19 protein-coding genes are annotated in these 25,067 nt (G+C 69.7%); 12 read left to right on the top strand and 7 right to left on the bottom strand.

The window, feature by feature from the left end; translation table 11 throughout:
- Positions 1–6: 6 nt before the first annotated feature.
- Genes recD through recC form a run of 3 tightly spaced genes read right to left on the bottom strand, consistent with a single transcriptional unit; the run spans position 7 to position 8,743 of the window.
- A complete protein-coding gene (gene recD / locus GOY17_RS00280) occupies positions 7–1,824 on the bottom strand; it encodes an exodeoxyribonuclease V subunit alpha (protein WP_157028826.1) in 1,818 nt (605 codons plus the stop codon).
- Positions 1,821–5,429, bottom strand: a complete 3,609-nt coding sequence (recB, locus tag GOY17_RS00275; protein WP_157028825.1) for an exodeoxyribonuclease V subunit beta — start codon at positions 5,427–5,429, stop codon at positions 1,821–1,823. The genes recD and recB overlap by 4 nt, the downstream gene beginning before the upstream one ends.
- Positions 5,426–8,743 (bottom strand): exodeoxyribonuclease V subunit gamma, encoded by a 3,318-nt coding sequence (gene recC / locus GOY17_RS00270; protein ID WP_157028824.1) that lies wholly within the window; start codon positions 8,741–8,743, stop codon positions 5,426–5,428. The genes recB and recC overlap by 4 nt, the downstream gene beginning before the upstream one ends.
- Positions 8,744–8,977: 234 nt before the next feature.
- On the opposite strand from recC, the gene GOY17_RS00265 reads away from it, so the two are divergent.
- From GOY17_RS00265 to GOY17_RS00240, 6 genes are all read left to right on the top strand, one after another.
- The gene (locus tag GOY17_RS00265; RefSeq protein ID WP_115843094.1) at positions 8,978–9,766 is read left to right on the top strand and encodes an ABC transporter ATP-binding protein; all 789 of its coding nucleotides are present in this window, start codon (positions 8,978–8,980) and stop codon (positions 9,764–9,766) included.
- Entirely contained in the window at positions 9,766–10,515 is a 750-nt protein-coding gene (locus GOY17_RS00260; RefSeq protein WP_115843096.1) for an MlaE family lipid ABC transporter permease subunit, read from the top strand. The genes GOY17_RS00265 and GOY17_RS00260 overlap by 1 nt, the downstream gene beginning before the upstream one ends.
- A gap of 37 nt (positions 10,516–10,552) precedes the next feature.
- On the top strand, positions 10,553–11,116 hold the full coding sequence (mlaD, locus tag GOY17_RS00255) for an outer membrane lipid asymmetry maintenance protein MlaD (protein ID WP_115843098.1): 564 nt from the start codon (positions 10,553–10,555) through the stop codon (positions 11,114–11,116).
- Positions 11,113–11,787 (top strand): MlaC/ttg2D family ABC transporter substrate-binding protein, encoded by a 675-nt coding sequence (locus GOY17_RS00250; RefSeq protein ID WP_198173753.1) that lies wholly within the window; start codon positions 11,113–11,115, stop codon positions 11,785–11,787. The genes mlaD and GOY17_RS00250 overlap by 4 nt, the downstream gene beginning before the upstream one ends.
- Before the next feature lies 1 nt (position 11,788).
- Positions 11,789–12,064 (top strand): STAS domain-containing protein, encoded by a 276-nt coding sequence (locus GOY17_RS00245; protein ID WP_115843100.1) that lies wholly within the window; start codon positions 11,789–11,791, stop codon positions 12,062–12,064.
- Positions 12,065–12,137: 73 nt separating this feature from the next.
- A complete protein-coding gene (locus GOY17_RS00240; protein ID WP_232338489.1) occupies positions 12,138–13,337 on the top strand; it encodes an MlaA family lipoprotein in 1,200 nt (399 codons plus the stop codon).
- A gap of 122 nt (positions 13,338–13,459) precedes the next feature.
- On the opposite strand, the gene GOY17_RS00235 is transcribed toward GOY17_RS00240, so the two are convergent.
- Positions 13,460–15,016, bottom strand: coding sequence for a DNA recombination protein RmuC (locus GOY17_RS00235; protein WP_157028823.1), 1,557 nt, complete (start codon positions 15,014–15,016; stop codon positions 13,460–13,462).
- Between the two features lie 152 nt (positions 15,017–15,168).
- Positions 15,169–16,338: a class I SAM-dependent rRNA methyltransferase gene (locus GOY17_RS00230; protein WP_115843104.1), complete on the bottom strand. Its 1,170-nt coding sequence runs from the start codon at positions 16,336–16,338 to the stop codon at positions 15,169–15,171.
- 142 nt (positions 16,339–16,480) lie between these two features.
- Between GOY17_RS00230 and GOY17_RS00225 the strand changes: the two genes are divergently transcribed.
- From GOY17_RS00225 to GOY17_RS00200, 6 genes are all read left to right on the top strand, one after another.
- A complete protein-coding gene (locus tag GOY17_RS00225) occupies positions 16,481–17,248 on the top strand; it encodes a rhomboid family intramembrane serine protease (protein ID WP_157028822.1) in 768 nt (255 codons plus the stop codon).
- A gap of 86 nt (positions 17,249–17,334) precedes the next feature.
- A complete protein-coding gene (locus GOY17_RS00220) occupies positions 17,335–19,005 on the top strand; it encodes a M28 family metallopeptidase (protein ID WP_157028821.1) in 1,671 nt (556 codons plus the stop codon).
- Positions 19,002–19,694: an aspartate/glutamate racemase family protein gene (locus GOY17_RS00215; RefSeq protein ID WP_157028820.1), complete on the top strand. Its 693-nt coding sequence runs from the start codon at positions 19,002–19,004 to the stop codon at positions 19,692–19,694. The genes GOY17_RS00220 and GOY17_RS00215 overlap by 4 nt, the downstream gene beginning before the upstream one ends.
- Before the next feature lie 352 nt (positions 19,695–20,046).
- On the top strand, positions 20,047–21,069 hold the full coding sequence (locus GOY17_RS00210) for a TIGR00266 family protein (RefSeq protein ID WP_115843112.1): 1,023 nt from the start codon (positions 20,047–20,049) through the stop codon (positions 21,067–21,069).
- Positions 21,070–21,076: 7 nt separating this feature from the next.
- On the top strand, positions 21,077–21,496 hold the full coding sequence (locus GOY17_RS00205; protein WP_157028819.1) for a DUF3052 family protein: 420 nt from the start codon (positions 21,077–21,079) through the stop codon (positions 21,494–21,496).
- Positions 21,497–21,588: 92 nt separating this feature from the next.
- Complete coding sequence (locus GOY17_RS00200; RefSeq protein ID WP_157028818.1) at positions 21,589–22,653, top strand: patatin-like phospholipase family protein; 1,065 nt, start codon at positions 21,589–21,591, stop codon at positions 22,651–22,653.
- 75 nt (positions 22,654–22,728) lie between these two features.
- On the opposite strand, the gene GOY17_RS00195 is transcribed toward GOY17_RS00200, so the two are convergent.
- Both GOY17_RS00195 and GOY17_RS00190 read right to left on the bottom strand, forming a co-directional pair.
- Positions 22,729–23,859 (bottom strand): fatty acid desaturase family protein, encoded by a 1,131-nt coding sequence (locus tag GOY17_RS00195; RefSeq protein ID WP_115843319.1) that lies wholly within the window; start codon positions 23,857–23,859, stop codon positions 22,729–22,731.
- Between the two features lie 16 nt (positions 23,860–23,875).
- Entirely contained in the window at positions 23,876–24,973 is a 1,098-nt protein-coding gene (locus tag GOY17_RS00190) for a ferredoxin reductase (RefSeq protein ID WP_115843118.1), read from the bottom strand.
- Between the last annotated feature and the right edge of the window lie 94 nt (positions 24,974–25,067).

Raw genomic sequence — 25,067 nt, 5'->3', positions numbered from 1 at the left:
TAGCCCTCAATCCCGCAAGCGACTCGCCAGCCCCGACACGCGCTGCGCATGACGCGCCAGCGCGGCATGCAGCACCGCTTCGCTCGCGCAGACATGCAATTCGCGACGCGCGCGCGTGACGCCCGTATAGAGCAGCTCGCGCGACAGCGTGCGGGCGTCCTGCTTCGGCAGCAGCAACCAGACGGTATCGAACTCCGATCCCTGCGCCTTGTGCACGGTCATCGCGAACGCACCGGTATGCGCTGGCAGCGAGGCCGGATGAAAGCCGCGCACGCCATCGGAGCCGGCGAACCACGCCACCGGAACGCCCGCAGCATCGCGCTGCACCACGCCGATGTCGCCGTTGAACAGGCCGTGTCGATAGCTGTTCTCGGTGATCAGCAACAATCGACCATGGAAGTATGGATCGCGCTGCACGCCGGCAAGCGCATCCTCGATGCGCTGGTTCAGCGCCGCCGCGCCCTGCGCGCCTTCGCGCAGCGCGGTGAGCAGGCGCACCGTCTGCGCCTGTCGCAAGGCGTCGGCCGGATCCTGCAGCGACATCGACGCGCGCCACGACGCGAGCAGTGGTTCGCGTGATGCACCGGACAGCGGATCCGACACGTCCTCATGGAAATGCACACCCGCGAGGCCATCGCGCAGCAGTGTCGTCGCGCGATCGGCGTCGCCCGTGCGCAGCGCATCGGCCAGCGGCGCGAGCTCCAGCGATTGCGCCTGCCGATAACCACGCTGCAGTTGCACGCGATGGCCGGCGAGCACGCTGACATCATCGCGCTCGGGCAATGCGCCGAGCAGCGGCTTCAGCGCGCGCGCGAGATCGGGGGGCAACGCGTCGCCTTCGCCCGCCGCGTCGGTGATCGCGGCGAGCACGTCGCCGGCTTCCACCGACGGCAGCTGGTCACGATCGCCGAGCAGGATCAGCCGCGCGCCATCGGGCACGGCTTCGACCAGCTTGCACATCAACGGAAGATCGACCATCGATGCTTCGTCGACCACGATCGCGTCGTAAGGCAGCGGATGATCGGCATCGTGGCGGAATCGCGGGCTGTCGGGAATCGTGCCGAGCAGGCGATGCAGCGTGCTCGCCGACGACGGCAGCGCGTCGCACCATGCCGCGTCAATGCCCGCCACGTCGCGCAACGAGGCGATCGCCGCGCGCAGGCTTTCGGCCATGCGCTCGGCGGCGCGACCGGTCGGCGCGGCGAGCGCGATGCGCGGTGCCGGCCGGCCATCGAGCGCCGCCTGCGCGACGAGAAGCAGCAACACGCGCGTGATCGTCGTCGTTTTGCCGGTGCCGGGACCGCCGGTCACCAGCAGCAACGAGCGCAGAAGTGCGAGCGCGGCGGCACGCGCCTGGCGGTCCGACGCGCCGGCATTGGGGAACAACGCGGCGAACAACGGCGCCAACGCGGACAGATCGCCAGCATCCGGCGACGATGCCGCGATGCGTCGCAGGTGCAATGCAAGGCGACGTTCGTACTCGCGATAGCGGCGCAGGTACAGCAGGTCGCCTTCGAGCACCAGCGGCGCCTGCGGGCTCGCATCCTCGCGCGAAGGCGATGCGACCCAGCGAGAGGCCTCCAGCGCGTCGCGCCATTGCGCCGCGTCGGGCCATTCGACCTCCGCGTCGCAGACCAGCTGCGGTCGCGACAGATCCAGCCCCGCGTGTCCGTGTGCGATCGCCGACGACGCGAGCGCCGCAGCAACGAGCACGCGATCGTCGGCGTCGTCAACCTCGCGGCCAAGACGTCGCAGGCTCTGCGCCAGCGCATGATCGACCGGTCGCAGCGCGCCTTGGCGCAGCAGTGCATCGAGCAGGCTCATGCCATCGCCTCCTCACGGTGCGTCGCGTGCCGGAACAACGCGTCGAGCCCGTCGATCAGCGCACGCGAGGGCCGCCATGCATGCACGCCCGGCGAATCCTCGCGCGCCGCGTCGAGGCCGCGGCAGAACAGATACCGGATGCCGCCGAAGTGCGCGTCGTAGTCGTACGCCTCACCGAGGCGGAAACGCAGCCAGCGGTGCAGCGCCAGCGAATACAGCAACGCCTGCAGCGTGTACTCGCTGTCGTCCATCGCCGCCGACAACGACGCGCGGTCGTACGCCGGCAGCCGGTTCGATTTGTAGTCGAGCACGAAGTAGCGATCGCCGTGCGCGTACACGAGGTCGATCTTGCCGGTCATCAGGCCTTCCAGCCGCTGGCGGTTACCGAACGCGTGGCGTTCGCGCAGCACGTCGTGCTCATGCAGCAATGCGAGCAGGCGCGCGACCGGCGTGGATTCGAGCGCGAAATGGAATTCCATTTCCGACAACCGCGCGTCGGGCGGCACATCGCACAGGCGCGTGCCTTCAGGCAATGCCACCGTCAACGTGTGGCCCACGAGCGGCGCGAGCACGCCGACACCATCGTCGATGTCTTCATCCGCATAGCCTTCGCCATGCAGCGCGTCGACCAGATGGCGGCGTTCGGCGCCCGGCATTCCGTCGTCGAGCCAGTGCGCCCACGCGCCGAAATCGACGCGCTCCAGCACCGAATGCAGCACGTTGCCGAACCGGCTGCCGCCGAAGCGCGGATCGCCGTCGAAGACGACGATGGCCGGCTCGTCCTGCGCGCCGCCCTCTTCCGCCACCGCGCGCGGCGCGGCCTCGATCGTGCCCGGCGACTCGTTCGCGAGCTGCGTGAAGCTGTACACCCACCAGTCGCGCGATACGGTGCGGCGCGCCTCCCGCGCGGCCGGAACGGGATCGCGGCGTTCGGGCGAAAGCGCATCGGGCAGGCGCAGCGGCAGAGCCGGGCGATGCACGGCGACGGCATCGCCGAGCGTCACGGCGAGCGCGTCGACGTCACGCAGCATCGGCTCCAGCGGACTCAGCTCGGCATTTGCGAACGGGCCCGTCGCCAGCCACAACGCGTGCTTCGCGCGGGTGAGGCCGACGTACAGCAAGCGCGCGTCCTCGCCACGCTCCTCGCTTTCCTGTCGCGTGCGTGCGTCGTTCCATGCGGACGCGTCTTCCGGCGTCGCGTCGCTGCGAAGTTGCAGCACGCGACCGCTGCCGTCGTGGAATTCGCACAGGTTGCCGTTGCGCGCATCACGGCCGATGGCAGCAAACGGCAGGAACACGAACGGATATTCCAGGCCCTTGCTCTTGTGCAGCGTCAGGATCTGCACGCAGCGCGCGTCAGATTCGAGCCGCAACTGCTGCGTTTCGTCACTGTCGTCGGCCTCGGCGATGCGCGTGCGCAGCCAGTCGACGAGGCCGTGTTCGCCAATGGCCTGGATGTCGGCTTCCTGCAGCACTTCGGCCAGCTGCAGCGTGTTCGTGAGGCGGCGTTCGCCATCGGATTGCGCGAGCAGCCGCGGCGCGTGTTCGGCCGCGACGTCGCCGAGCATCGCGAGCGGCCCGTGACGCTGCCAGCGATCGCGCCATGCCAGCGCGCGCAGCTGCCAGTGGCGATGCAGCTGCGCGTCGTCGTCGAAGCGCGCAAGCGTGTCGGCATCAAGGCCCACCAGCATCGTCGCGAGCGCGCCACGCAGGCGCGCGTCGTCGTCGGGACGCAACAGCGCCTCCAGCAGCGCGAGGACATCGCGCGCTTCCTCGGTCGAGAACAGGCTGCGACGCCCCGCCGCAACGGCCGCGATACCGGCGCGCGAGAGCGCTTCGCGCATCAGGGTCGCTTCGAAGTGGTTGCGCACGAGCACGGCGATGTCGCCCGACTGCGGGGCGCGTTCTGCGCCACGCTCGCGCAGCACGGCGCGACCCTCGCGTGCATCCGACAGCAGCGCGTGGATCGCGGTCACGCATGCCAGCGCGCAGACCTGCCGCGCTTCGCCGACGTACCACTTCGGCGTGCGGCGGCCATCATCGGGCGGCGGCAGGATGCAGATATCCAGCGCGGGCGCCGCTACGCCGCCGCGACGGAAGTCGTCGTCGGCCACGGCGCCACCGGGCTCCACATTACGGAAACGAATGCGTTCGTCCACGAACGCGCCCTCGCCCGCGCGTTCGTAGAGCGCGGCGATGGCGTGCAGCACCGACGGGCGCGAGCGGAAGTTCCGGTCGAGCGCGGGCGCGCGTTGCGCGCGCTCGGCCGCGGCCAGATAGGTGTGCACGTCGCCGCCGCGGAAACGGTAGATCGCCTGCTTCGGATCGCCGATGAGGAACAGCGCCGGCGCGTCGCCGCTGCCGAAGATGCGCTCGAAGATCGCCCACTGGCGCGGGTCGGTGTCCTGGAATTCGTCCACCAACGCGAAGGCGTACTGCGCACGCAGGCGTTCGACGAGGCGCTCGCCGTGCGGACCATCGAGCGCATCGGCGAGATTGGCGATCAGGTCGTCGAACGTCTGCTCGCGGCGCAGGCGCTTGATCGCCGCAAGCCGCTGCGCCGCCGCTTCGCGCACGCGATGCACGAGCGCGATGCGGCGCGAGGCGAGCCAGCGCTCGCGCGAGCTCGCCGCATCGATGTAATGCGCGACGGCGTCGAACAGCGGCGACGATGGCGCCCGCAGCGGCGCGCCCTTCTTCGGCTTGTTGGTCTTGTCGGCCAGCATGCGCGGCGTGAGCCGATCCAGCTTCTCGTGCACCGGCGCGGACGCGTCACCGTGCCCGCACCATTGCGAGAGCGCGTTGCGCAAATCGACGATCAGCGCCGGCTTGTAGCTGGTGCCGTTGAGGACCTTGTTCTCGATCGCGGCATGCAGCGATGCGCATGCGTCGTCGCCGTGTGTCGCGAACGCGTCACGCAACTCGCCGGCGGCGGTGATCAGTTCCGGCAGCGGATCGGGCGATGAAGGTGACGGCGCAGGCTGCAGGCGCGGCACGTAAAGCAGCTTGTAGAGATCGCCGGCGAGGCCATCGGGTGTGCGCCATTGCTGCTGCAGCAGTTCGGCATCGGTCGCGTCGCTGCCGAGCGAACGCCACAGGTCGGTGGCGACGGCGTCGATCAGCTCGCGCTCGCTGCCGGTGAGTTCCGGCGCGAGCAGCGGCTGGCCCGCTTCCACGGCGTGCTCGGCAAGCGCTCGCGCGCAGAAGCCGTGGATGGTGAAGACCGCCGCGAGGTCCATTTCGCGCGCCGCCTGGCGCAGTCGTCGCGCGAGCGCGAGCGGGTCCTCGCGACGCGCCTGGCGTTCGATCAGCGCGCGCGTGACCGCCGCTTCGCTGTCGTCGTCGAGCGTGGTCGGCATCAGCGCGACTTCGTTCGCGAGGCGCGCGGCCAGTTCCAGGCGCAGACGAAGGCGTTCACGCAGTTCCTGCGTCGCCGCTTCGGTGTAGGTGACGGCAAGGATCTGGCCGACGCGCAGGCCGCGCTCGATCACCAGTCGCGTGACCAGCGTCGCCAGCGTGAAGGTCTTGCCGGTGCCGGCGCTCGCTTCGATCAGGCGCACGCCGTCGAGCGGCAGGTCGAGGAAGGCGTCGTGCACGGCGCTCATGCGGCCGCTCCGGCACGCGCATCGACATTGCGGCCGTGGACAAGCGCGTCGAACAGGCGCGTCGCGAGTTCGCGGAAACGCACGCCATCGGGGTCGTCGAACTCGCCCGCGAACGGATCGCGACCGCGCAAGGCGAGCTGCACCGCGGCGTTGTTCGCATCGCCCCAGGTGCGTTCGCTGCCGGCCCATTGTTCGCGCGCGAGTTTCCACGCGGCCAGTTCGGCAACGTCGTCCGCGCGCGGCGCCGCATACCAGCGCCACGCCGAACGCGCCTGGATCGGCAGCGGTTCGCGCAGGCCTTCGCGATACAGCGCAAGCAGTTCGCGCAACGCGGCGCGCGCCTGCACGATGGAGAGCGCCGGACGTTCGCGCACACCCGGGCCGTCGTCGAACTGGGCGAGCTGCGCCAGCGGACGCGTGTCGCCGAGCGCCGACAGCACGAGCCAGTCGAGTCCGTGCGCGATCTGCGCCGGTCCGTGCAGCGTGTCCAGGCGCGTGCGCAGCGCGCCGTGCGGGTACAGGCGATCGAGATGGCCGTAGAGGCGCGTGCCGTCGATCTCGAGTTCGAACGCACGCGTTTCCGGCTCGCCTTCGCGCCATTCGCGCAGCGCGGTGGCGAACGGCTGCACCTGGGCCTTCAGCGCGCCGAGCTGGCGCTCGCCGAGCGGCCCGGACGGCAGCAGCGCTCGTGCGCGCAGTCGCGCCGCCAGATCCTCCGTCTCGTCCGCGACGCAGGCGTCGAACACGACGTTCTGCAGCTTCCAGCGATCGAGCCCGCGCGTGGGCGCGGTCAGTGGATCGAGATCGTCGAACGCATCGATTTCGTCCGGCAGGCGCAGACCCATGCGCTGGCGCAGGAACTGCCCCGCGGGATCGGCGAGGAAGCGCCGCAGCGCGGTGAGCGGCAGCTCCGCCGGAGCGTCGATGGCAGGCAGCGCGTCGATGAACCACGGCGCGGCTTCGACACGTGGACCGCGCACGGCATCGGCGGCCGGATGCCACGGCGCGAGGTAGCTGTAGTGGCGCGGCTCGTCGCGTTCGCCGAACGCGCGCGGCGAGAACGGCTGCAGCGGATGGTGCAGCACGAGCGCATCGCGCGCGTGTTCGTCGACGTGGTAATGCGCGGCGGCGTCCAGCAGTTCCGACACCAGCACCGAAGGTTCGCGCGCGCTGCCATCGCGCGGGTCTGCACCAAGCCAGCTGACGTAGAAGACCTCGCCTGCCGACGCGAACAGCTGCAGGAAGAGGAAACGGTCGTCCTCGCGCAGCGAACGGTCGCCGAAGCGACGCGCGGGCGTGGTCAGTTCCTGAGCCATCTTGTTGAGGCCGCCGGCGGGATCGCGGCGCGGGTAATCGCCGTCGTTCATGCCGAGCAGGCAGATCGCACGGAACGGGATCAGGCGCATCGGCACCATGCGCGCGAAGCTGACGCCGCCGGTGAGCAGCGGCGCGCGCGTATCCGATTCCGACAATGCAGTGCGGAAGTATGCGCGGGCGACGTCGGGCGGCACGGCCTCGTCGAAGCCGGCATCGCGCGCGCTGCCCGCGAACGCGTCGACATGGCGGCGCAGGCGTTCGATCGCGCGCTGGTCGGCGACCGCGCGCGGTTGTTCGGGCAGCAACGCGTCGAGCAGCGCGAACAGCGCGTCGCGCCACTGCGACGGCGTCATCGACCGGCCGAGCACGCGCTCGTTGCGCGCGAGGACGCGCAGCACGCGGATAAGCGCATCGAGCGCGTCGAGCGCGCTGCCTTCCAGTTCGGTCCACGGCGCGACGCCGGCAAGGTCCGCGTCGTCGTCCGTCGCGTGCCCGAGCAGCAGGCGGTCGAGCGCGAATCGCCACGTGTACGCATCGTCGGCGGGCGCGTCGTGGCGCGCGCGATGGTCGGGATCCAGACCCCAGCGCGCGCCGGCCTCGTGCAGCCAGCGGCGCAGGCGTTCGAGCCCGGGCGCGTCCAGGTGCGCCGCTTCCATCAGCGCCGGCGTGGCGATGAGGTCCAGCACTTCGCTCACGCCGAAACGCGCGTCCGGCAACGCAAGCAGACGGAGGAAGACGTCGGCCAGGGGCTCGCCGGCGAGCGGACTCAGGTCGGCCAGCGCGTAGGGAATGTAGTCGCGCGTGCCGGCGAGCCCGCCGAAGACGGCTTCGATGTGCGGACGGTAGGGATCGATGTCCGGCGCGAGCACGGCGATCTCGCGTGCCTGCAGCGGCGGATCGAAGCGCGGGTCATCGAGCAGCGCGCGCAGGCGGTCGTGCAGCACCTGCACTTCGCGCAGGCGCGTGTGGCAGGCGTGCACCTGCAGGCTCGGATCATCGCGATCGACCTGCTTGCGCCACGGACGCGGTGCACGCCGGTGCAGCAGGTCGCGCTGCAGGCGGCCCAGCAACGTGTCGCGATCGGGCGCGTCGTCCGGCAGCGATTCGGGATCGGCGTAACGCTCCTCCTCCACCGACGGGTGGACGACCTCGTAGCCGCCCAGCACCGCCATGAAGTCGCGGCCGGCGGCGCCCCAGTTCGACAGCAGCGGGTTTTCGTCCTCGTGCTCGGCGGGGTCGCGTTGCAGGCGCTCGGCGTAGGTCGGCAGGTCGCCCCAGTAGCGGCGCGACGGCGTGGGGACGTGGAAATGCAGCGTCCCCACCCTCGCCTGCGTGGCGATCACGCGCAGCACGTCGGGCGAGATGTTGAGCGTGGCGAAGGCGAACAGCCGCGCGGGCATGCCGGCGGGCAGCGGGGCGTCGGGCGCGGCGAAGCGCGAGAGGTAATCGTCGATGCGACGCGCGCGATGGCGGCGGCCGCCGGCGACGCGGCGCCACAACTCGGCCTGCGCGTCGTGCGGATCGCTGCCGGCTTCCCACGCGAGCAGCCAGTCGCGGCGCCACGCCTGGTACTTCTCGAAGATCGACGCGAGTTCGCCGGCCAGCGCCCACGGCTTGAGCGCGTCGTCGCCCGACAGATACGCGCGCAGCGGTGCGAAGGCCCGTCCGGCGAGCGCGGCCGGGTCCACCAGCTGTGCATAGATCCGCCACTGCAGCGCGGCGGCGTCGAGGTCCTCGCTGGCGCCGGGCACGTTGGCGTCGAGCGTCTCGCGGACGAACTCGCCGGGCGTGAGGAAGCGCAGGTTCGCGGCGATGCCATGGCGCTGCGCGAGCGTGGACTGCAGCCAGCGGCGCATCGCGACCTGCGGGATCAGCAGGACGTCGGGCGTCAGCAGCGGCCGGCCCGGCACGGGTTCGCGCAGCTGCGTGGCGAGCAGTTCGCCCAGCACGTCCAGCGCGTTGGAATGGTAGAGGCGGAAGTCGGAGCGGCCGGGCATCGCCGGTATCTTGCCGGAGCGGCGTCGCGTGCGACGAGACGCGCGCGCTCGCGCTCATTAAGGCCGCCCCAAAAAAGCGTCGCGATCATCGCCCCGTCGTGCGAACGCACCGTGCCGGATGGCACGGCGGGCAAAGCGCGGCGAACCTGCGACAATGCCGGCTTCCCGGTTCCGTTCAGCCCCCACCGGCCATCCTGCCCGCTTTCACCGGCAGCCGGCCGAACACGCACGCGCATGACGAACGAAACGCCCATCGTCCGTTTGAACCACCTCCGCCTCGACCGCGGCGGTCGCGCCGTGCTGCGCGACATCCACCTGGATGTTCCGCGCGGCAGCATCGTCGCGGTACTCGGTCCGTCGGGCAGCGGCAAGTCGACGCTGCTGGCCGCGCTCACCGGCGAACTGGCCCCGGCCGCCGGTTCGGTGGAGGTCTTTGGCCAGGCCGTGCCGCAGGGCCGTCGTGCGCTGCTTGAACTTCGCAAGGGCATCGGCGTGCTGCTGCAGGGCAACGGCCTGCTGACCGACCTCACCGCGGCCGAGAACGTCGCCCTGCCCCTTCGCGCGCACACCAACCTGCCCGATGCGGTGATCCGCCAGCTGGTGCTGATGAAGCTGCACGCGGTGGGCCTGCGCGCGGTGGCCGATTCCTATCCGCGCGAGCTGTCGGGCGGCATGGCGCGACGCGTCGCGCTGGCGCGCGCGCTGGCGCTGGATCCGCCGCTGATGATCTACGACGAGCCGCTGACCGGCCTGGACCCGATCGCCTCGGGCGTGGTGATGGAACTGGTCAAGCGCCTCAACGACACGCTCGGGCTGACCAGCATCGTCGTGACTCACCACGTGCACGAAACCCTGCCCGTCGCCGACCACGCCATCGTCATCGCCAACGGCGGGATCGTCTTCTCCGGTACGCCGGCACAGCTGGAAGCCAGCGAGGATCCGTTCGTGCGCCAGTTCCTCAACGGCGAGCCGGATGGACCGATCGCGTTCGACGCCGCGCCGCGCAATTCGGAGGCCGCCTGATGCCGTTCGTTGCCGCCACCCGCTCGCTCGGTCGGGCCGGGTTGTTCTCGCTGTCCGTCCTGCGGGCGTCGAAGCCGACGGCCGACTTCTGGCGCGAGCTGGTTCGTGAGATCTACAAGATCGGCGCACGTTCGCTGCCGATCATCGCTGTTGGTGGCGCGTTTGTCGGACTTTCCGTGACGTTACTGGGCTACCGGGCGCTCGAAACCTACGGCGCCACGGCGCAGGTCAGCGCCATGCTCGGCCTTGGCCTGTACCGCGAGCTGGGCCCGGTGCTGACCGCCCTGCTCTTCATCGGCCGCGCCGGCAGCTCGATCGCCGCCGAACTCGGCCTGATGCGCGCGACCGACCAGATCACAGCGCTCGGCCTGATGGCCATCGACCCGGTCGGCAAGGCCGTCGCGCCGCGCTTCTGGGCGGCGGTGCTGTGCGTGCCGCTGCTGACGGGCTTCTTCTGCAGCCTGGCGATCAGCGCGAGCTACTTCGAGTCGGTGCATGTGATCGGCCTGGACGCGGGCACCTTCTGGCAGGTGCTGAAGGACAGCGTCGATTTCGTCGACGACTTCCTGATGGCGTTCGTGAAGTCGGCGGTGTTCGGCGGTACGGCGGCGCTGGTGGCGGCCTACGTGGGCTTCCACGCCGAGCCGACCATCGAAGGCACCTCGGTCGCGACCACCCGCGCGGTCGTGAATGCCTCGCTGCTGGTGCTGATGTTCAACTTCGTGATGTCGGCCTTCCTGTTCCGCTGAGGAACGGCAGGCCACCCGCACTCCCCTCCTACCGGTTCTGCCTATGCGTGCCCCCCGAATCGAATTCGCCGTCGGCGCCTTCCTCCTGCTGGCCCTCGCCTCGCTGCTGGTCTTGGCGCTCGCCTCGACCAACGGCCGCTGGGGCTTGGGCGGCGACACCTACGACCTGACCGCCCGTTTCTCGACCATCGGCGCCCTGCGGCCCAATGCGCCGATCAAGATCGGCGGCGTGTCGATTGGACATGTCGACAAGATCGACGTCGATCCCGTCAAGTTCGACACCGTTGTCACCTTGGCGATCGACAAGCGCTACGACAAGCTGCCGGCCGATACCGCCGCGAGCATCCTTACAAGCGGCCTGCTCGGCGAGAGCTACGTGAACCTCGCGCCGGGCGGCGACCCGGAAAACCTCAAGCCCGGGGATGAGATCTACCTGACCCAGTCGGCGGTCGATCTGATCCAGCTGGTGGGCAAGTACATGTTCAGCGGCGGTGGCGCAAAGCCCGCCGACAATGCCGGACAACCCAGCGGCCAAGACGCCGCACTTCCCGATTACCTGCAAGGCGAATCCGCCCCCACGGACGAGACCCAGAAGCCATGACGCGCATCTCCCACCGATCGCTTTCCCTGTTCATCGCCGCCGCCCTGGCCGTGGCCGCCCCGGCCGTCGTGCTGGCGCAGGCCGCGCCGGCGCCGGCCGCCGCGACCGCCGACGCGGCGGGCACGCCCAGCCAGCTGGTGCTGACCAACTCCACCCGCATCCTCGCCACGCTCGAGTCGCGTCGCGCCGAGTTCCAGAAGAACCGCGGCGCGCTGCGCGACTTCATCGGTAGCGAGTTCAACAACATGTTCGACCGCGACTACTCCGCGCGCCTGGTGCTGGGCGTGCACGGTCGCGGCGCTTCCGACGCCGACGTGAAGGTCTTCGCCGACGCGCTGGCCGACAGCCTGATGCAGCGCTACGGCTCGTCGCTGCTGGACCTCAACACCAAGCTGAAGGTCCGCGTGAAGTCCGAAACGCCGCTGCGTGGCGGCGCCATCGTCAAGGTGTCGAGCGAGTACCTGCGCCAGGGCAACGAGCCGGTGCCGGTCGACTACCTGATGCGCAAGGTCGGTACGCAGTGGAAGGTGTTCGACGTGATGGTGGAAGGCGTCAGCTTCGTGCAGACCTTCCGCAACCAGTTCGACGCGCCACTGAAGCAGAAGTCGATCCCGCAGGTCGCCGCCGACATCAAGGCCGGCAAGCTGCAGGCGCAGGCCGCCACGAACTGACATGGCCGCCGCGACGGTCCGCCAGGACGGTGACACCCTCGCCTTCGGCGGCGTGCTCGAGCGCGCCGCCGTCGCCTCGTTGTGGTCGCAGCTGCGCGCGGCGAAGGCGCGCAGGCTGGATCTGAGCGCCGTGGAATCGGTCGACAGCGCGGGCCTCGCGCTGCTGGCCGAGCTCAGCGCGCGCCTTGGGATCACCGAAGTGGTCGGTTCACCGCCCGGTCTGGCCGACCTGCGCCGGGCGTACCGCCTCGACGCGGCGCTGGCTTTCGCCGGCTGAGCCGCGACACAGAGTTCCGGCCGTGCCTGCGGGCAGGGCCGGCCGTGCATTCCCGAGCCCTTACACTGCGACCATGCGCCCCCACGCACCCCTCATCGCATTCGTCCTTGCCGCCGCGCCGCTGATCGGCCAGGCGCAGATCCTCACGCGTCCGCTTTCCGGTGCACAGGCGGCCGAATTCGACCGCTGCATGAAGGCCGCCGGCGACGACAAGGCCGCCGCACGCAAGTGCGTGCAAGCCACCATCGACGGCGAGACCGGTCGCCCGCCGGAGGAAACGCAGCCGCCGTCCACCCCGACGACCCCGCCGCCGACCGAGACGCAGCCGACGCCGGCGACACCGCCGACCGAGCCCGTCCCGCCGCCGCTGCCGCCGAACGAGCCGGCCACCACGCCGCCCACGGAGCCGGTGACGCCGGACGTCCCGCCGCCGACGGAGATCCCGCCGACGCCGACCGAACCGGCGACCGAGCCGCACGGCGAACCGACGCAGGCCGAGCGCGACTTCGAAGCCATCTACGGCCAGGAATACGCCGACCCGACGCTGCCTGCACCGGCGGCGACGCCCGCCGTCTACGACCCATGGGAGCGTTACAACCGCGGCATGCACCGCTTCAACAACGCGGTCGATCGCGGCGTCGCGCGGCCGCTCGCGCGCGGTTACGTGAAGGTCGTGCCGCGCCCGTTCCGTCTGGGCGTGAGCAACTTCTTCAACAACCTCGGCCAGCCGGTGTCGGCCATCAACGCGCTGCTGCAGGGCAAGCCGAAACAGGCCGGGCAGTCGCTGGGCCGCTTCCTGCTCAACTCCACGCTGGGCATCGGCGGCATCTTCGATCCGGCGTCCGACGCCAAACTGCCGAACAAGAGCGAGGACTTCGGCCAGACGCTCGGCGTGTGGGGCTGGAAGCGTTCGCGCTTCGTCGAGCTCCCGCTGTTCGGCCCGCGCACGCTGCGCGACAGCTTCGGCATGGTCGGCGATGCGCCGCTGAGCCCGCTGCGCCAGGTGGAAGCCGATCGCGTGCGTATTCCGCTGCAGGGCCTGCAGCTGGTGGACGTGCGTGCGCAGTTGCTGGCGACCGACAGTTTCCGCGAAGGCGCCGAGGACGACTACGCCCTGGTGCGCGACGCCTGGATGCAGCGCCGCGATTACCAGATCTTCGGCGACCGCATGAACTCCGACGACGCCGACAGCCTGCCGGACTATCTGCAGGACGACACCAACCCGCAGGTGCCGGTGGATGCGATGCCGGTGATGCCGACCGATGGCGGTTGATCCCCGCGTCGTTCACTGGCTGCAGTAACGAAAAACCCCGATGGAGACATCGGGGTTTTTCTTTATCCGCAGAGCAGGGCGGGGCATCGGTTCGTGCCCCCGCATCGCGCGGGCGGTCGCCTTCAGTCGTCCGAGCCGGAGCGCTCCAGTACCAGCGGCAGGATCGGCTCGTCCGGTTCGAGCTCCGCCGCCAGCGCCTTCTTTCCCTTCACGCCCAGTTCCACCAGGCGCTTGGCGCGCGGAATGACGGCGTGTCGCGACTCGGACAGCTTGCTGCGCGCATCGGTGAAGGCGGTATGCGCGTCGGTCAGCTTGCGGCCGACCAGATCGAACTCGGCGAGGAAGTTCTGCAGCGCATCGAGCAGCAGGCCGCCGGTCTTGCTGATCTCGATGGCCTCGCGCTGCACCTTGTCGCGCGTCCACAGCCGCTCGATGACGCGCAGCACCGCCATCAGCGTATTGGGCGAGGCGAACACGATGCCGCGCGCGAACGCGTCGGTCTGCAGCGATGCATCGGTGCCCAGTGCGGCCGACAGCGCGCCTTCGATCGGCACGAACGCGACGGTTACCTCCAGCGCGGAATCGCCGACGGCCTTCGGATAGTTCTTCTCCGCCAGGTCCTTCATGTGCTGGCGCAGCGCGACCGAGTGACGACGCAGCGCATCCTCGTGCGCTTCCGGCGTCTCGGCGTTCATCGCCTGCTGCCAGTCGATCAGGTTGACCTTGCTGTCGACGACGATGCGACGGTCGCCCGGCAGGCGCACGACCACGTCCGGACGCAGGCGGCGACCTTCATCGTCCTCGCTGGAGGTCTGGCGGTCGTAATGCGTGCCTTCTTCCAGGCCCGAGCCGCGCAGCACGCTTTCCAGCATCAGCTCGCCCCAGTCGCCGCGCACCTTCGCGCTGCCCTTCAGCGCGCGCGTCAGTGCCGACGCCTGCTCGGCCATGTCCTGGTTGAGCGTCTTGAGCTCGTTGACGGCGCCGGCCAGCGCGGCGCGTTCCTTCGCCTCCTCGCCGTAGACCGTGTCCACGCGATGGCGGAAGACGTTGAGTTGCTCGGCGAACGGCTTGAGCAGCGTCTCGATGTCCGACTTCGACTGCTGCGTCGCGTTGCGCACGTTGTTTTCGAACTGCGCCCCGCGCTCTTCGAACGTCTTGCCGGCCAGTTCGGCGAAGGTGGCCGAGAGCTTCGATTGCGCGGTTTCGAGGAAACCCTTGATCTCGGCCTTCGCCTGCTCGGCGTGGGCGAGGTTCGCGTCGAGCTGCGCGCTGCGCTCGCGCAGCTGCACGAGTTCTGCGCGAAGTCGCGTGAGTTCCTCGCGCTCGGCCTCGAGCCGCTGGCGCACGTCGCCGAGTTCGGTTTCGCGGGCGCGAAGGCTGGCGGCGAGTTCCAGCGCCGAGGTGCCCATGCGTTCGGCACGTTCCTGCGCTTCGTCGCGCTCCTGCGCGAGTCGCGCGATCGTTTCCGCGCCGGCGGCGAGGTCGGCATCGCGCTCGGACAACCGCACGTGCAAGGCGGACAGTTCGATGGCCTTGGCGCGTTCGGCCTCGCGAAGCGTGGCCAGCTCGGCAACGCCGGCGCCTTCACCGTGTCCGCGTGCCAGCCGTGTGAGCAGCCAGGCCACGTAGACCAGCATGAGCACGATGGCGGCGCCTGCCGCGATGATCAGCGTGTCCATGATGTGCGCCTCTTGCGGGTTGGTACGACTTGCAGTGTATCGGCCGCGGTCTCATGCCGTGAGACGCGAGGCGGCCGTCGACGTTCGGAACTGCGCGCGACGTGGCGTTGGAAAACCCCGGCGCGCCACGTCGGCGTGCGAGGGGAGGGCGCTCAGTCCACCACGCGGCAGAACACCGCCTTGAGGTAGCGCGATTCCTGCACCTGCGCGAGCCACGGATGATCGGCGCCGGCGCCGGCCACCTTGAGCACCTGCACGGTGCGGCCGGAGTAGTACGCGGCGCGGCGCAGCATGTCGAGGAACTGGTCCTCGCTGACCAGGCCCGTGCACGAGAACGTCGCGAACAGGCCGCCGGGCTTCACCACGCCGAGGGCGAGCTTGTTCATGTCCAGGTACTTCTTGAGCGCCGGGATCACCTGCTCGCGATCGCGCGTCATCTTGGCCGGGTCGAGGATCACCACGTCGTACTGGTCGCCGCGGATGCCGGCGTCGCGCAGCCACGGGAAGATGTCGGCTTGCACGAAGCGCGGGCGCACGTTGTTGAGCTTCGCGTTGCCCTTGGCGATCTCGATCACGTCGGCGTCGATGTCCACGCCCAGCACTTCGGTGGCGCCGCGCACGGCCGAATACACGGCGAAACCGCCGGTGTTGCAGCACAGGTCGAGCACCGTTTTGCCTTCGACCTGCTGCGACAGCCACTGGCGGTTCTCGCGCTGGTCGGCGAAGAAGCCGGTCTTGTGCGCGCCGGCCGGGTCGGCGCGGAACTTGATGCCGTATTCGGTGATGACGGCCGGCGGCACGGGTTCGGTGCCGCGGAAATCGAAGGATTCCTGCTTCTGCACGTGTTCGTCGGCGAAGCTGTAGAAGCGGCAGCCGGGGAACTGCGCCTTCAGCGCGTCGTAGATCCATTCGCGATGGCGGAACATGCCGGCGCTGAAGAACTCCACCACCAGCAGGTCGCCATAGCGGTCCACGACCAGGCCGGACAGGCCATCGCCTTCGCTGTGCACCACGCGCCAGGCATCGCTGACTTCGTCGAGCTTGAGCACGTCTCGACGCAGCGAGACGGCGGCGGCGATCTTGCGCGCGAACCAGCCTGCGTCGACGTCGATGTCGGGATTCGTTTCGAGGATGCGCACGGCGATGCGCGAGTGGCCGTTGTAGAAGCCGCGGCCGATCCAGTCGCCCTCGACGCCCAGCACGTCGACGATGGCGCCGGGCTTGGGCCGCTGGGCGGGCTTGTCGACGAGGCGCTGGAAGATCCAGGGGTGGGTGGATTTCCAGGCGTTCTTGAGGCGTACGGAGGGCAGGGGAGCGTTCATCGCGGCATTTTACGGGGTCGGGGCAGGGCGGCCGCGTTTTTTCGAGGACCGCGGCGGCAAGGCCCTGCAGGCGCGATCGCGGGATTCACCGGCCCGCCGCGCCGGCCTTGTAATCGCGAGCGGACGCTTCAATGTCGTTCGCATGCACCTGCCCACGCCCGAAGCGGTCCCCGACACCCCCGAGCAGCGCCGCGCCGACAAGCGCCGCTGGCTGCGGGCGTTCAACACCAGCCTGGCCGTCGTGCTGGTGCTGCTGGCGGTCTTCAGCGCGCAGGGGCATTTCGATGTCGCCGCCTGGACGGTGCAGCCGTGGTCGATCGAGGGCCTGCGCGGCATCCTCGCGGCGCCGCTGCTGCACGGCTCGTTCGAACACGTCGCCGCCAATGCCATCGCGCTGCTGATGCTCGGCACGCTCGCCGGCGGGCTGTATCCCAAGGCGATGATTCGCGCGCTGCCGCTGCTGTGGATCGGCTCGGGCCTGGGCGCGTGGCTGCTGGGCGATCCCGGCACGCGGCACCTGGGCGCGAGCGGCATCACGCATGGGCTGATGTTCCTGGTGTTCGTGCTCGGCCTGCTCCGTCGCGATCGCGCGTCCATCGCTGCGGCGATGCTCGCCTTCATGTTCTACGGCGGCATGTTGCTCACGATCCTGCCGCGCGAGCCGGGCGTGTCCTGGCAGGCGCACCTGGGCGGCGCGATCGCCGGCGTTATCGCCGCGTACCTGCTGCGCCGCACCGACCCTCTGCCGCCGCGCAAGCGCTACAGCTGGGAAGACGAGGAAGACGCGACCATCGCGCCGCTGTCGGACGAACTCGAACCGCCGCCGCCGCGCGAAGTGCCGGTGCTGTGGAATCGGCCGGCACGCGACAACGGCGTCGTATTGCGATTCCCGCCCCGGCGCGAGCCGTAACCCCATTCGATCCTCACGCCGAACGGCATTTGGCCGTGTTCGGCGCGGGTGCTAGGTTCCGGGATTCCTGATTCACGGAACCGCCCATGCGCCGCATCGCGCTGCTCAGTCTTGCCCTGGCCCTTGCGGCCTGCCAGAAGGCGCCTGCGCCGACCGCACCGGCGTCCACGCCGGTGAAGGAAACCTACGACGCCAGCGCCGGCAGCGACGCGCGGCGTATCGAGGCCGACGTGCGCTTCCTCGCCGACGACCTGCTCGAAGGCCGCGAGGCCGGCACGCGCGGGTACGAGCTCGCCTCGCTCTACGTTGCGCAGCGCTTCCGTGCGATCGGCCTGGCGCCGGCGGGCGACGACGGCAGCTATTTCCAGACCGTGCCGATGCTGCGCGGCGTGCGCCAGGCCGACGGCAATGCGCTGGTGGTCGTGCGCGACGGACAGGAACGCGCGCTGCGCTTCCGCGACGACTTCCTGCCCGGCATCAACTTCAACGAAGCCCAGGCCAGCGTCGAGGCGCCGGCGGTGTTCGTGGGGCAGGGCGTCTACGCGCCGGAGCTGCAGCACGACGACTTCGCCGGCGTCGACGTGAAGGGGAAGATCGCGGTGCTGTTCAACGGCGCGCCGGCGAAGTTCGACAACGACCGCCGCGCCTTCCATTCCTCACGCGCGACCAAGGCCGAGGAACTCGTCCGCCGTGGCGCGGTGGGCATGATCGAAGTGCAGAGCGACGACGAACAGGCACGTTCGCCGTGGCAGCGTCGCGCCGACAACTGGCAGACGCCGGGCATGCGCCTGCGCGGCGCGGACGGCAAGGGCATCGACACGTGGCCGCAGTTGCGCGTGTACGCGATGGCGAGCTCGGCCAGCGCCGACGCGCTGCTGTCCGCCGGTGGACGCACCGCCGGTCAGCTTTCCCAGGAATTGCGCGATGGGAAGCTGCGCGCGTTCGACCTGCCGGGCACGATTCGCCTCGCCGCGCATACCGCGATCGCGGCGGTGGAGTCGCGCAACGTCGTCGCGCGCCTGGAAGGCAGCGACGCGGCGCTGAAGAACGAACACGTCGTCTTCAGCGCGCATCTGGACCACGTCGGCATCGGCGCGCCGGTGAAGGGCGATGCGATCTACAACGGCGCGCTCGACAACGCGCTGGGCATCGGCGTGATGCTGGAGGCCGCGAACCGGCTCGCGCACGATGGCGCGGCGCCGAAGCGCTCGGTGCTGTTCGTCGCAGTGACGGCGGAGGAAAAGGGCCTGCTCGGCGCGGAGTGGTTCGCGCGACATCCGAGCGTCGACGGCACGCTGGTCGCCAACGTCAACATGGACATGCCGATGCTGTTGTCGCCGACGAAGGACGTCGTGCCCATCGGCGTGGAGCATTCGACGCTGCATCCGCTGGTGCAGCAGGCGGCGAAGGAGATCGGCGTGTCGCTGTCGCCCGATCCGTCGCCGGAGGAGGTGGTGTTCGTGCGCAGCGACCAGTACGCGTTCATCCGCGCCGGCGTGCCCGCGGTGTACCTGGACGGCGGCTACACCGGCGTGGACGGCGATGCGAAGTCGGTGCAGGACGCGTTCCTCAAGGAGCGTTATCACCAGCCCGGCGACGACCTGTCGCAGCCGATCCAGTGGGCCGATGCGGCGCGGCTGGCGAAGCTCAACGCGCGCATCGGCCGGCTGATTGCCGACTCGCCGCAGCGTCCGCAATGGAACGCCGGCGATTTCTTCGGCGAGAAGTTCGGCAAGCCCGCGAAGGCGACGCCATGAAAACGCTGGGCCTGATCGGCGGCATGAGCTGGGAATCGACCGTCCCGTACTACCGCACGATCAACCAGACGGTGAAGGAGCAGCTCGGCGGCCTGCATTCGGCGCGCCTGCTGCTGTACAGCGTCGACTTCGCTGAAATCGAAAAGCTCCAGCATGCGGGCGACTGGGAGGCAGCCGGTGCGGTACTGGCGGACGCGGCACGCTCGCTGAAGGGCGGCGGCGCGCAGTTGCTGGTCATCTGCACGAACACGATGCACAAGGTCGCCGACGCGGTGGAAGCCGCGAGCGGGCTGCCGTTGTTGCACATCGCGGATGCGACGGGCGATGCGATCCGCGCACGCGGCATTACGCGCATCGGGCTGCTCGGGACGCGTTTCACGATGGAGCAGGATTTCTATCGCCGGCGGCTCAGCGAAGGGCACGGGCTGGACGTGCTGGTACCGGAACCGGACGAACGCGATCTCGTGCATCGCGTGATCTACGACGAGCTGTGCCAGGGCGTGATCCGCGACGAATCGCGCGCGCAATACCGGCGCGTGATGGATGGGCTCGTCGCGCGCGGCGCGCAGGGGATCATCCTGGGCTGCACCGAGATCGGACTGCTGGTCGGCGAGGACGACGCGAGCGTGCCGCTGTTCGATACGACGGCGCTTCATGCGCGTGCGGCGGCGCTGGCGGCGTTGGGGTAGTTGCTGCGCCCTAGGTTTTAGCCCCTCTCCCCTCGGGAGAGGGGTTGGGGTGAGGGGCAACGAAGCGGCTACGTCGAACCAACTTTGCGCCACCGCGCTGGATTTCTGCGCTTGCTTTGGAAGAGATCGCGCACAGCGAGCGCGAGCGCTGCCGCACGTCCCGCCCCTCACCCCAACCCCTCTCCCGTGGGGAGAGGGGCTCAAGCAGGGGCTTTACGCGAGGTTCCGGCGCTGTGCGAAGCCGCCGCATGAACGCCGCTTCGCACGCAGGCGCCCGCAGTGACCTCCCGCCCATGCACCACCACACCCCGCCGCTACACTCGCGGCTTTCCGACGCGACGACAGGATTCCCATGACGCAGTGGTATTTCGTTTCCGCCGGCAGCTCGCAGCGCGTTGGTCCGCTCGATCCGGCCTCCGCACGCGCCCACGCGCGCCAGCATCCGGATGACCTGTGCTGGCGCGAAGGGCTGTCGGGCTGGCAGGCCGTGCGGTCGGTGCCCGAGTTCGCCGAAGCCACCGGCGTGCAGCCGGCACACCTGCCGCCGCCGACGCCGTCGGTCGCCTCGCGCAACAGCGACGACATCGATTTCCGCATCGTCGGCAACGACATGCAGTTCGTCGAGGTCGAGCTCGATCCGGGCGAATGCGCGATCGCCGAGGCCGGCGCGATGATGTACAAGGACGCCGCCGTGCAGATGGACACCGTCTTCGGCGACGGCCGCCACACGGGGCAGGGCGGCGGCCTGATGGACAAGCTGTTCTCGGCCGGCAAGCGCGTGCTCAGCGGTGAAAGCCTGTTCACCACGATGTTCACGCACACCGGCAGCGGCAAGGCGCGCGTCGCGTTCGCCGCGCCCTATCCGGGCACGGTGCTCGCGATGAAGCTCGACGAGCACGGCGGCCGGCTGATCTGCCAGAAGGACAGCTTCCTGGCCGGCGCGCGCGGCGTGTCGGTCGGGGTCGCGTTCCAGAAGCGCATCCTCACCGGCCTGTTCGGCGGCGAGGGTTTCATCATGCAGAAGCTGGAAGGCGACGGCTGGGTGTTCGTGCACGCCGGCGGCACGGTGGTCGAGCGCGAACTGCGCGCCGGCGAGCGCCTGGACGTCGACACCGGCTGCGTGATGGCCTACCACCACACCGTGCAGATGGACGTGCGGGCGGTCGGCGGCATCAAGAGCATGATGTTCGGCGGCGAAGGCGTGTTCCTCGCCACGCTGACCGGCCCGGGCAAGGTGTGGCTGCAGTCGCTGCCGTTCTCGCGCATGGCCGGCCGCATGCTCGCCGCGGCGCCGCAGGGCGGCGGCCAGGCGCGCGGCGAAGGCTCGGTACTTGGCGGGCTCGGCCGCATCCTCGACGGCGACAACGCGTTCTGATCACGCGATGACCACGTCGTCCGGCAGCGGCTATTCGGGCACGCCCCTGGCGAAGAAGCTGGGCGTGCGCGAGGGCTCCAGCATATGGACGCTGGCCGCGCCGGAGGACTACCGCGCGTTGCTCGAACCGCTGCCGCCGGGCGTCCGGTTCCTGGCGAAGCTGTCGAAGGGCGTCGACATCGCGCACGTGTTCTGTACGCAGCGCGCGGTGCTGGCCGACGTGCTCGGCACGTGCCGTCGCACGCTCGCGCCCGATGCGGCCGTCTGGGTCTCGTGGCCGAAGAAGGCGGCGAAAGTAGCCACCGACATCACCGAGGACACGATCCGCGACGTCGCGCTGCCGCTCGGCTTCGTCGACGTGAAGGTCTGCGCGGTGGATGCGGTCTGGTCGGGGCTGAAGCTCGTCGTGCGCAAGGAACTGCGCTGACCGATGAATCCGCCGCGGTGCGCACGCTGTCGCGCCGCCCGCCCGCTGTATCCTCCGCCGCTGATCGCCTCCAATCCTTCTTTCCCGTGTCCATGACCCCGCTCCGTTCGCTGCGCCCGCTCCTGCTCGCTTCCCTCGCCGTCCTGCTCGGCGCCTGCGGCGGCGAGGCCGTGAAGCCGACTCCGCCGCCGGCCGTCGTCGCGCCTGCCTCACCGGCGCCGAAGATCCGCATCGGCCTCGCGCTGGGTGGCGGCGCGGCGAAGGGCTTCGCGCACATCGGCGTGATCAAGATGCTCGAGGCCAACGGCTTCCAGCCGGTGGTCGTCGCCGGCACCAGCGCGGGCAGCGTTGTCGGTGCGCTCTACGCCAGCGGCATGGATGCGTTCGCGATGCAGAAAACGGCGTTTTCGCTGGATGAAGCGCAGATCCGCGACGTCAGCCTGTTCTCCGGCGGCGTGGTGAAGGGCCAGAAACTGCAGGACTACGTGAACCAGCTGGTCGGCGGAAAGAGCATCGAGCGCATGCGCATGCCGTTCGCGGCGGTGGCGACGAACCTGGAAACCGGCGACCGCACCGTGTTCGTGCGCGGCAACACAGGCCAGGCCGTGCGCGCGTCGAGCAGCATTCCGGGCGTGTTCGAGCCGGTGGCGATCGGCAAGTTCCACTACGTCGACGGCGGCGTCGTGAGCCCCGTGCCGGTCGATGCGGCGCGCCAGCTCGGCGCCGATCTCGTCATCGCGGTCGACATCTCCAGCAAGGCCAGCGGCAAGAACCCGGGCAGCATGCTGGGGAACGTCAACCAGTCGATCACGATCATGGGCCAGAAGCTCGGCGCGCAGGAACTGGCGCGCGCCGACGTCGTGATCCGCCCGAGCGTCAACGAAATCGGCCCGGCGGATTTCGAGCAGCGCAACAACGCGATCATGGAAGGCGAACGCGCCGCGCTCGCGGCGATGCCGCAGATCCGCGCAAAGGTCGCGCAATGGCAGAAGGCGCGCCAGGACGAGGCGATCGCCGCACGCCGGCAGGCCGACGCGAAGGGCGAGCAGGCGAAGCTGCGCGCGTTCTGCGAGGAAGAAGACCGCAAGTGGATGTCGAAGCTGCGCCGCGACCCGCAGTGCAAGGCGCTGGCGGAGCAGGGTGTGCTGTCGCGGTGAGTCCTTGGGTCCTTGGTCTCTAGCCCCTCTCCCGAGGGGGGAGGGGCTAAAAGCGCAGCGCTTCCGAGTCTCGGATCAAGCCGCTTCGCTAGCCGCCACCAGCGGCGCAACACGTCGCGGGCGGCTCGGGAACGCGTGCCGCACGATGCGCCAGACCACCTGGCCGAACTGCTTCGGCAGCGAGCCGGTGTTGTAGTGCTGGCCGTAGCGCTTGCAGATTTCGCGCACTTCCACCGCCATCGCCGCATAGCGGTTGGCCGGCACGTCCGGGTAGAAGTGGTGTTCGATCTGGTGGCTCAGGTTGCCCGAGAGCACGTCGATCAGCCAGCCGCCGCTGATGTTCGACGAACCGCGCAGCTGGCGCAGGTACCAGTGGCCGCGCGACTCGTTGCGCACGCAGTCCTTCGGGAACGTCTCCGCTTCGGCGGTGAAATGCCCGCAGAAGATGATCGTGTAGGTCCACAGGTTGCGGATGATGTTCGCCACGACGTTGCCCAGCAGCACCGGCAGGAAGAACGGGCCGGCCAGCGCGGGGAACACGACGTAGTCCTTCACGATCTGCCGCGCCATCTTGCGGCCCACCGGCTTGAACATGCGCCACATCTGGCGGTGCGAGACCTTGCCGTGGATCCAGCGGCCGAGCTTGAGGTTCTGGATCGCCACGCCCCACTCGAACAGCAGCGCGAACACCACCGCGATCACCGGCTGCATCAGGTAATACGCGCGCCAGCGCTGTTCCGGGAAGATGCGCAGCAGGCCGTAGCCGATGTCGTCGTCCAAGCCGCGCACGTTGGTGTAGGTGTGATGGCGGAAGTTGTGCGTGTGGCGCCAGTTGTCGGCGGTGCCGACGATGTCCCACTCGTACGTCTTGCCGTCCAGGTGCGGGTCGCGCATCCAGTCGTACTGGCCGTGGATGACGTTGTGGCCCAGCTCCATGTTCTCCAGGATCTTCGACAGGCCCAGGATCAGCGCGCCGAGCACGCACGCAGGCCACAGCAGCGCCGGCGCGAACAGCAGCGAGAACGCGCCCAGGTACAGCAGCCCGCGACCGGCGACTTCGGTCCAGCGGACCCACGCGACGATCGAGCGAATGTAGTTGGCGTCGCGCTGGCCGAGCGTGGCCACGGTGCGCTTGCGCAGGTCGTCGAGTTCCGCGCCGAAGCGGTCGAGTTCTGCCGGGGAAAGTGCGCGATTGCGGAACGTCATGTCGGTGCGGCTCAACTTACAGGTCCAGTTCGATGTCGCCCGCGGCGGCGCTGATGCACAGGCGCAGCGCGGACGCGGGTTCGGTGCGGATCTCGCCGGTGGCGAGGTCGCGCGTGGCGCCGGCGGACTTGCCGCAGGCGCAGGTGTTGCAGATGCCCATGCGGCAGCCGGACGCCGGCTTGATGCCCTGCGCTTCCAGCGCCGTGAGCAGCGACTGCCCGCGCGGCACGGTCAGCGTGCGGCCGCTGCGTTGCAGGGTGACGACGGCTTCGCCGCTGTCCTCGAAAGAGCGCGCCGGCGGCGTGAAGGCTTCGGCGTGGAAACTGCGGGCGCTGCCTTCCAGCAGCGCGCGCGCGGTGTCGACGAAACCCGACGGACCGCAGGCGTAGACGCGTCGCTGCGCGGCGTCCGGCACGAGCGCGGACAGCTGCGCGGCGTCGAGGCGACCGGCCGGTTCGGCGCCAGCCTCCCCTTCGCGCGTGAGCAGGCAGTGCACCGCGAATTCCGGATGCGCGTCGGCCAACGCAAGCAGTTCGTCGGCGAAACAGAGTTCCTCGCGGGTGCGCGCCCAGTACAGCAGCGTCACCGGCGCGGGCATGCCGCGCGCCGCGTGTTCGCGCACCAGCGCCATCAGCGGCGTGATGCCGCTGCCGGCGGCCAGCAGCAGCCAGCCGGCGTCGTGGGCGTCCGGCCAGGTCATCTCGCCGAAGGCCGGACCGATATGGAGGACGTCGCCCACGCAGGCGTTGTCGAACAGGTGCGCGCTGAGCTTGCCGCCTTCCACGCGCTTGACCGTGATCGCCAGCAGGCCGTCGGCGCGAGGCGCGGCGCTCAGGCTGTAGCTGCGCGTGACCGACGTGCCGTCGATCTCCGCGCTGACGTTGACGTGCTGGCCGGCGCGGAAGCCGCGCCAGTGACGGTTCGGGCGCAGCACCAGCGTCACGGCGTCGCGCGATTCGGCGCGGCGCTCGACGATGCGGGCCAGCGGGCGGTCCCACGTCCAGGTGCGGTCCAGGCGCTGGGCCCAGAAGTCGAAGACGCTCGGGGCGACGCAGGCGTGGATCAGCCGGCGCAGACCGCGCGGGCGCTTGGAGGAACGGAGAACGGCACTCATGGGTTGAACTATACAGACACGCGCACAGATGTGTATACGACCGTATATTAAATCCCCGATATGATGCCGGACCGATCGCCGCCGTGCCCGCCGC

Origin of the sequence: Lysobacter soli (genome assembly GCF_009755585.1) — a bacterium.
GTDB lineage: Bacteria > Pseudomonadota > Gammaproteobacteria > Xanthomonadales > Xanthomonadaceae > Lysobacter_J > Lysobacter_J soli.
Note: the sequence above shows the minus strand (reverse complement) of the source record. Positions and strands in the feature narration are given on the sequence as shown.

Excerpts from the sequence above, each read along its gene's own strand:
- recC (WP_157028824.1), bottom strand. The coding sequence starts at position 8,743 with ATGCCCGGCCGCTCCGACTTCCGCCTCTACCATTCCAACGCGCTGGAC.
- GOY17_RS00225 (WP_157028822.1), top strand. The coding sequence starts at position 16,481 with ATGCACCTGCCCACGCCCGAAGCGGTCCCCGACACCCCCGAGCAGCGC.
- GOY17_RS00220 (WP_157028821.1), top strand. The coding sequence starts at position 17,335 with ATGCGCCGCATCGCGCTGCTCAGTCTTGCCCTGGCCCTTGCGGCCTGC.
- GOY17_RS00260 (WP_115843096.1), top strand. The coding sequence starts at position 9,766 with ATGCCGTTCGTTGCCGCCACCCGCTCGCTCGGTCGGGCCGGGTTGTTC.
- recB (WP_157028825.1), bottom strand. The coding sequence starts at position 5,429 with ATGAGCGCCGTGCACGACGCCTTCCTCGACCTGCCGCTCGACGGCGTG.
- GOY17_RS00235 (WP_157028823.1), bottom strand. The coding sequence starts at position 15,016 with ATGGACACGCTGATCATCGCGGCAGGCGCCGCCATCGTGCTCATGCTG.
- GOY17_RS00240 (WP_232338489.1), top strand. The coding sequence starts at position 12,138 with ATGCGCCCCCACGCACCCCTCATCGCATTCGTCCTTGCCGCCGCGCCG.
- GOY17_RS00190 (WP_115843118.1), bottom strand. The coding sequence starts at position 24,973 with ATGAGTGCCGTTCTCCGTTCCTCCAAGCGCCCGCGCGGTCTGCGCCGG.
- recD (WP_157028826.1), bottom strand. The coding sequence starts at position 1,824 with ATGAGCCTGCTCGATGCACTGCTGCGCCAAGGCGCGCTGCGACCGGTC.
- GOY17_RS00195 (WP_115843319.1), bottom strand. The coding sequence starts at position 23,859 with ATGACGTTCCGCAATCGCGCACTTTCCCCGGCAGAACTCGACCGCTTC.
- GOY17_RS00265 (WP_115843094.1), top strand. The coding sequence starts at position 8,978 with ATGACGAACGAAACGCCCATCGTCCGTTTGAACCACCTCCGCCTCGAC.
- GOY17_RS00205 (WP_157028819.1), top strand. The coding sequence starts at position 21,077 with ATGACCACGTCGTCCGGCAGCGGCTATTCGGGCACGCCCCTGGCGAAG.
- GOY17_RS00210 (WP_115843112.1), top strand. The coding sequence starts at position 20,047 with ATGACGCAGTGGTATTTCGTTTCCGCCGGCAGCTCGCAGCGCGTTGGT.
- GOY17_RS00230 (WP_115843104.1), bottom strand. The coding sequence starts at position 16,338 with ATGAACGCTCCCCTGCCCTCCGTACGCCTCAAGAACGCCTGGAAATCC.
- GOY17_RS00215 (WP_157028820.1), top strand. The coding sequence starts at position 19,002 with ATGAAAACGCTGGGCCTGATCGGCGGCATGAGCTGGGAATCGACCGTC.
- GOY17_RS00200 (WP_157028818.1), top strand. The coding sequence starts at position 21,589 with ATGACCCCGCTCCGTTCGCTGCGCCCGCTCCTGCTCGCTTCCCTCGCC.
- GOY17_RS00250 (WP_198173753.1), top strand. The coding sequence starts at position 11,113 with ATGACGCGCATCTCCCACCGATCGCTTTCCCTGTTCATCGCCGCCGCC.
- GOY17_RS00245 (WP_115843100.1), top strand. The coding sequence starts at position 11,789 with ATGGCCGCCGCGACGGTCCGCCAGGACGGTGACACCCTCGCCTTCGGC.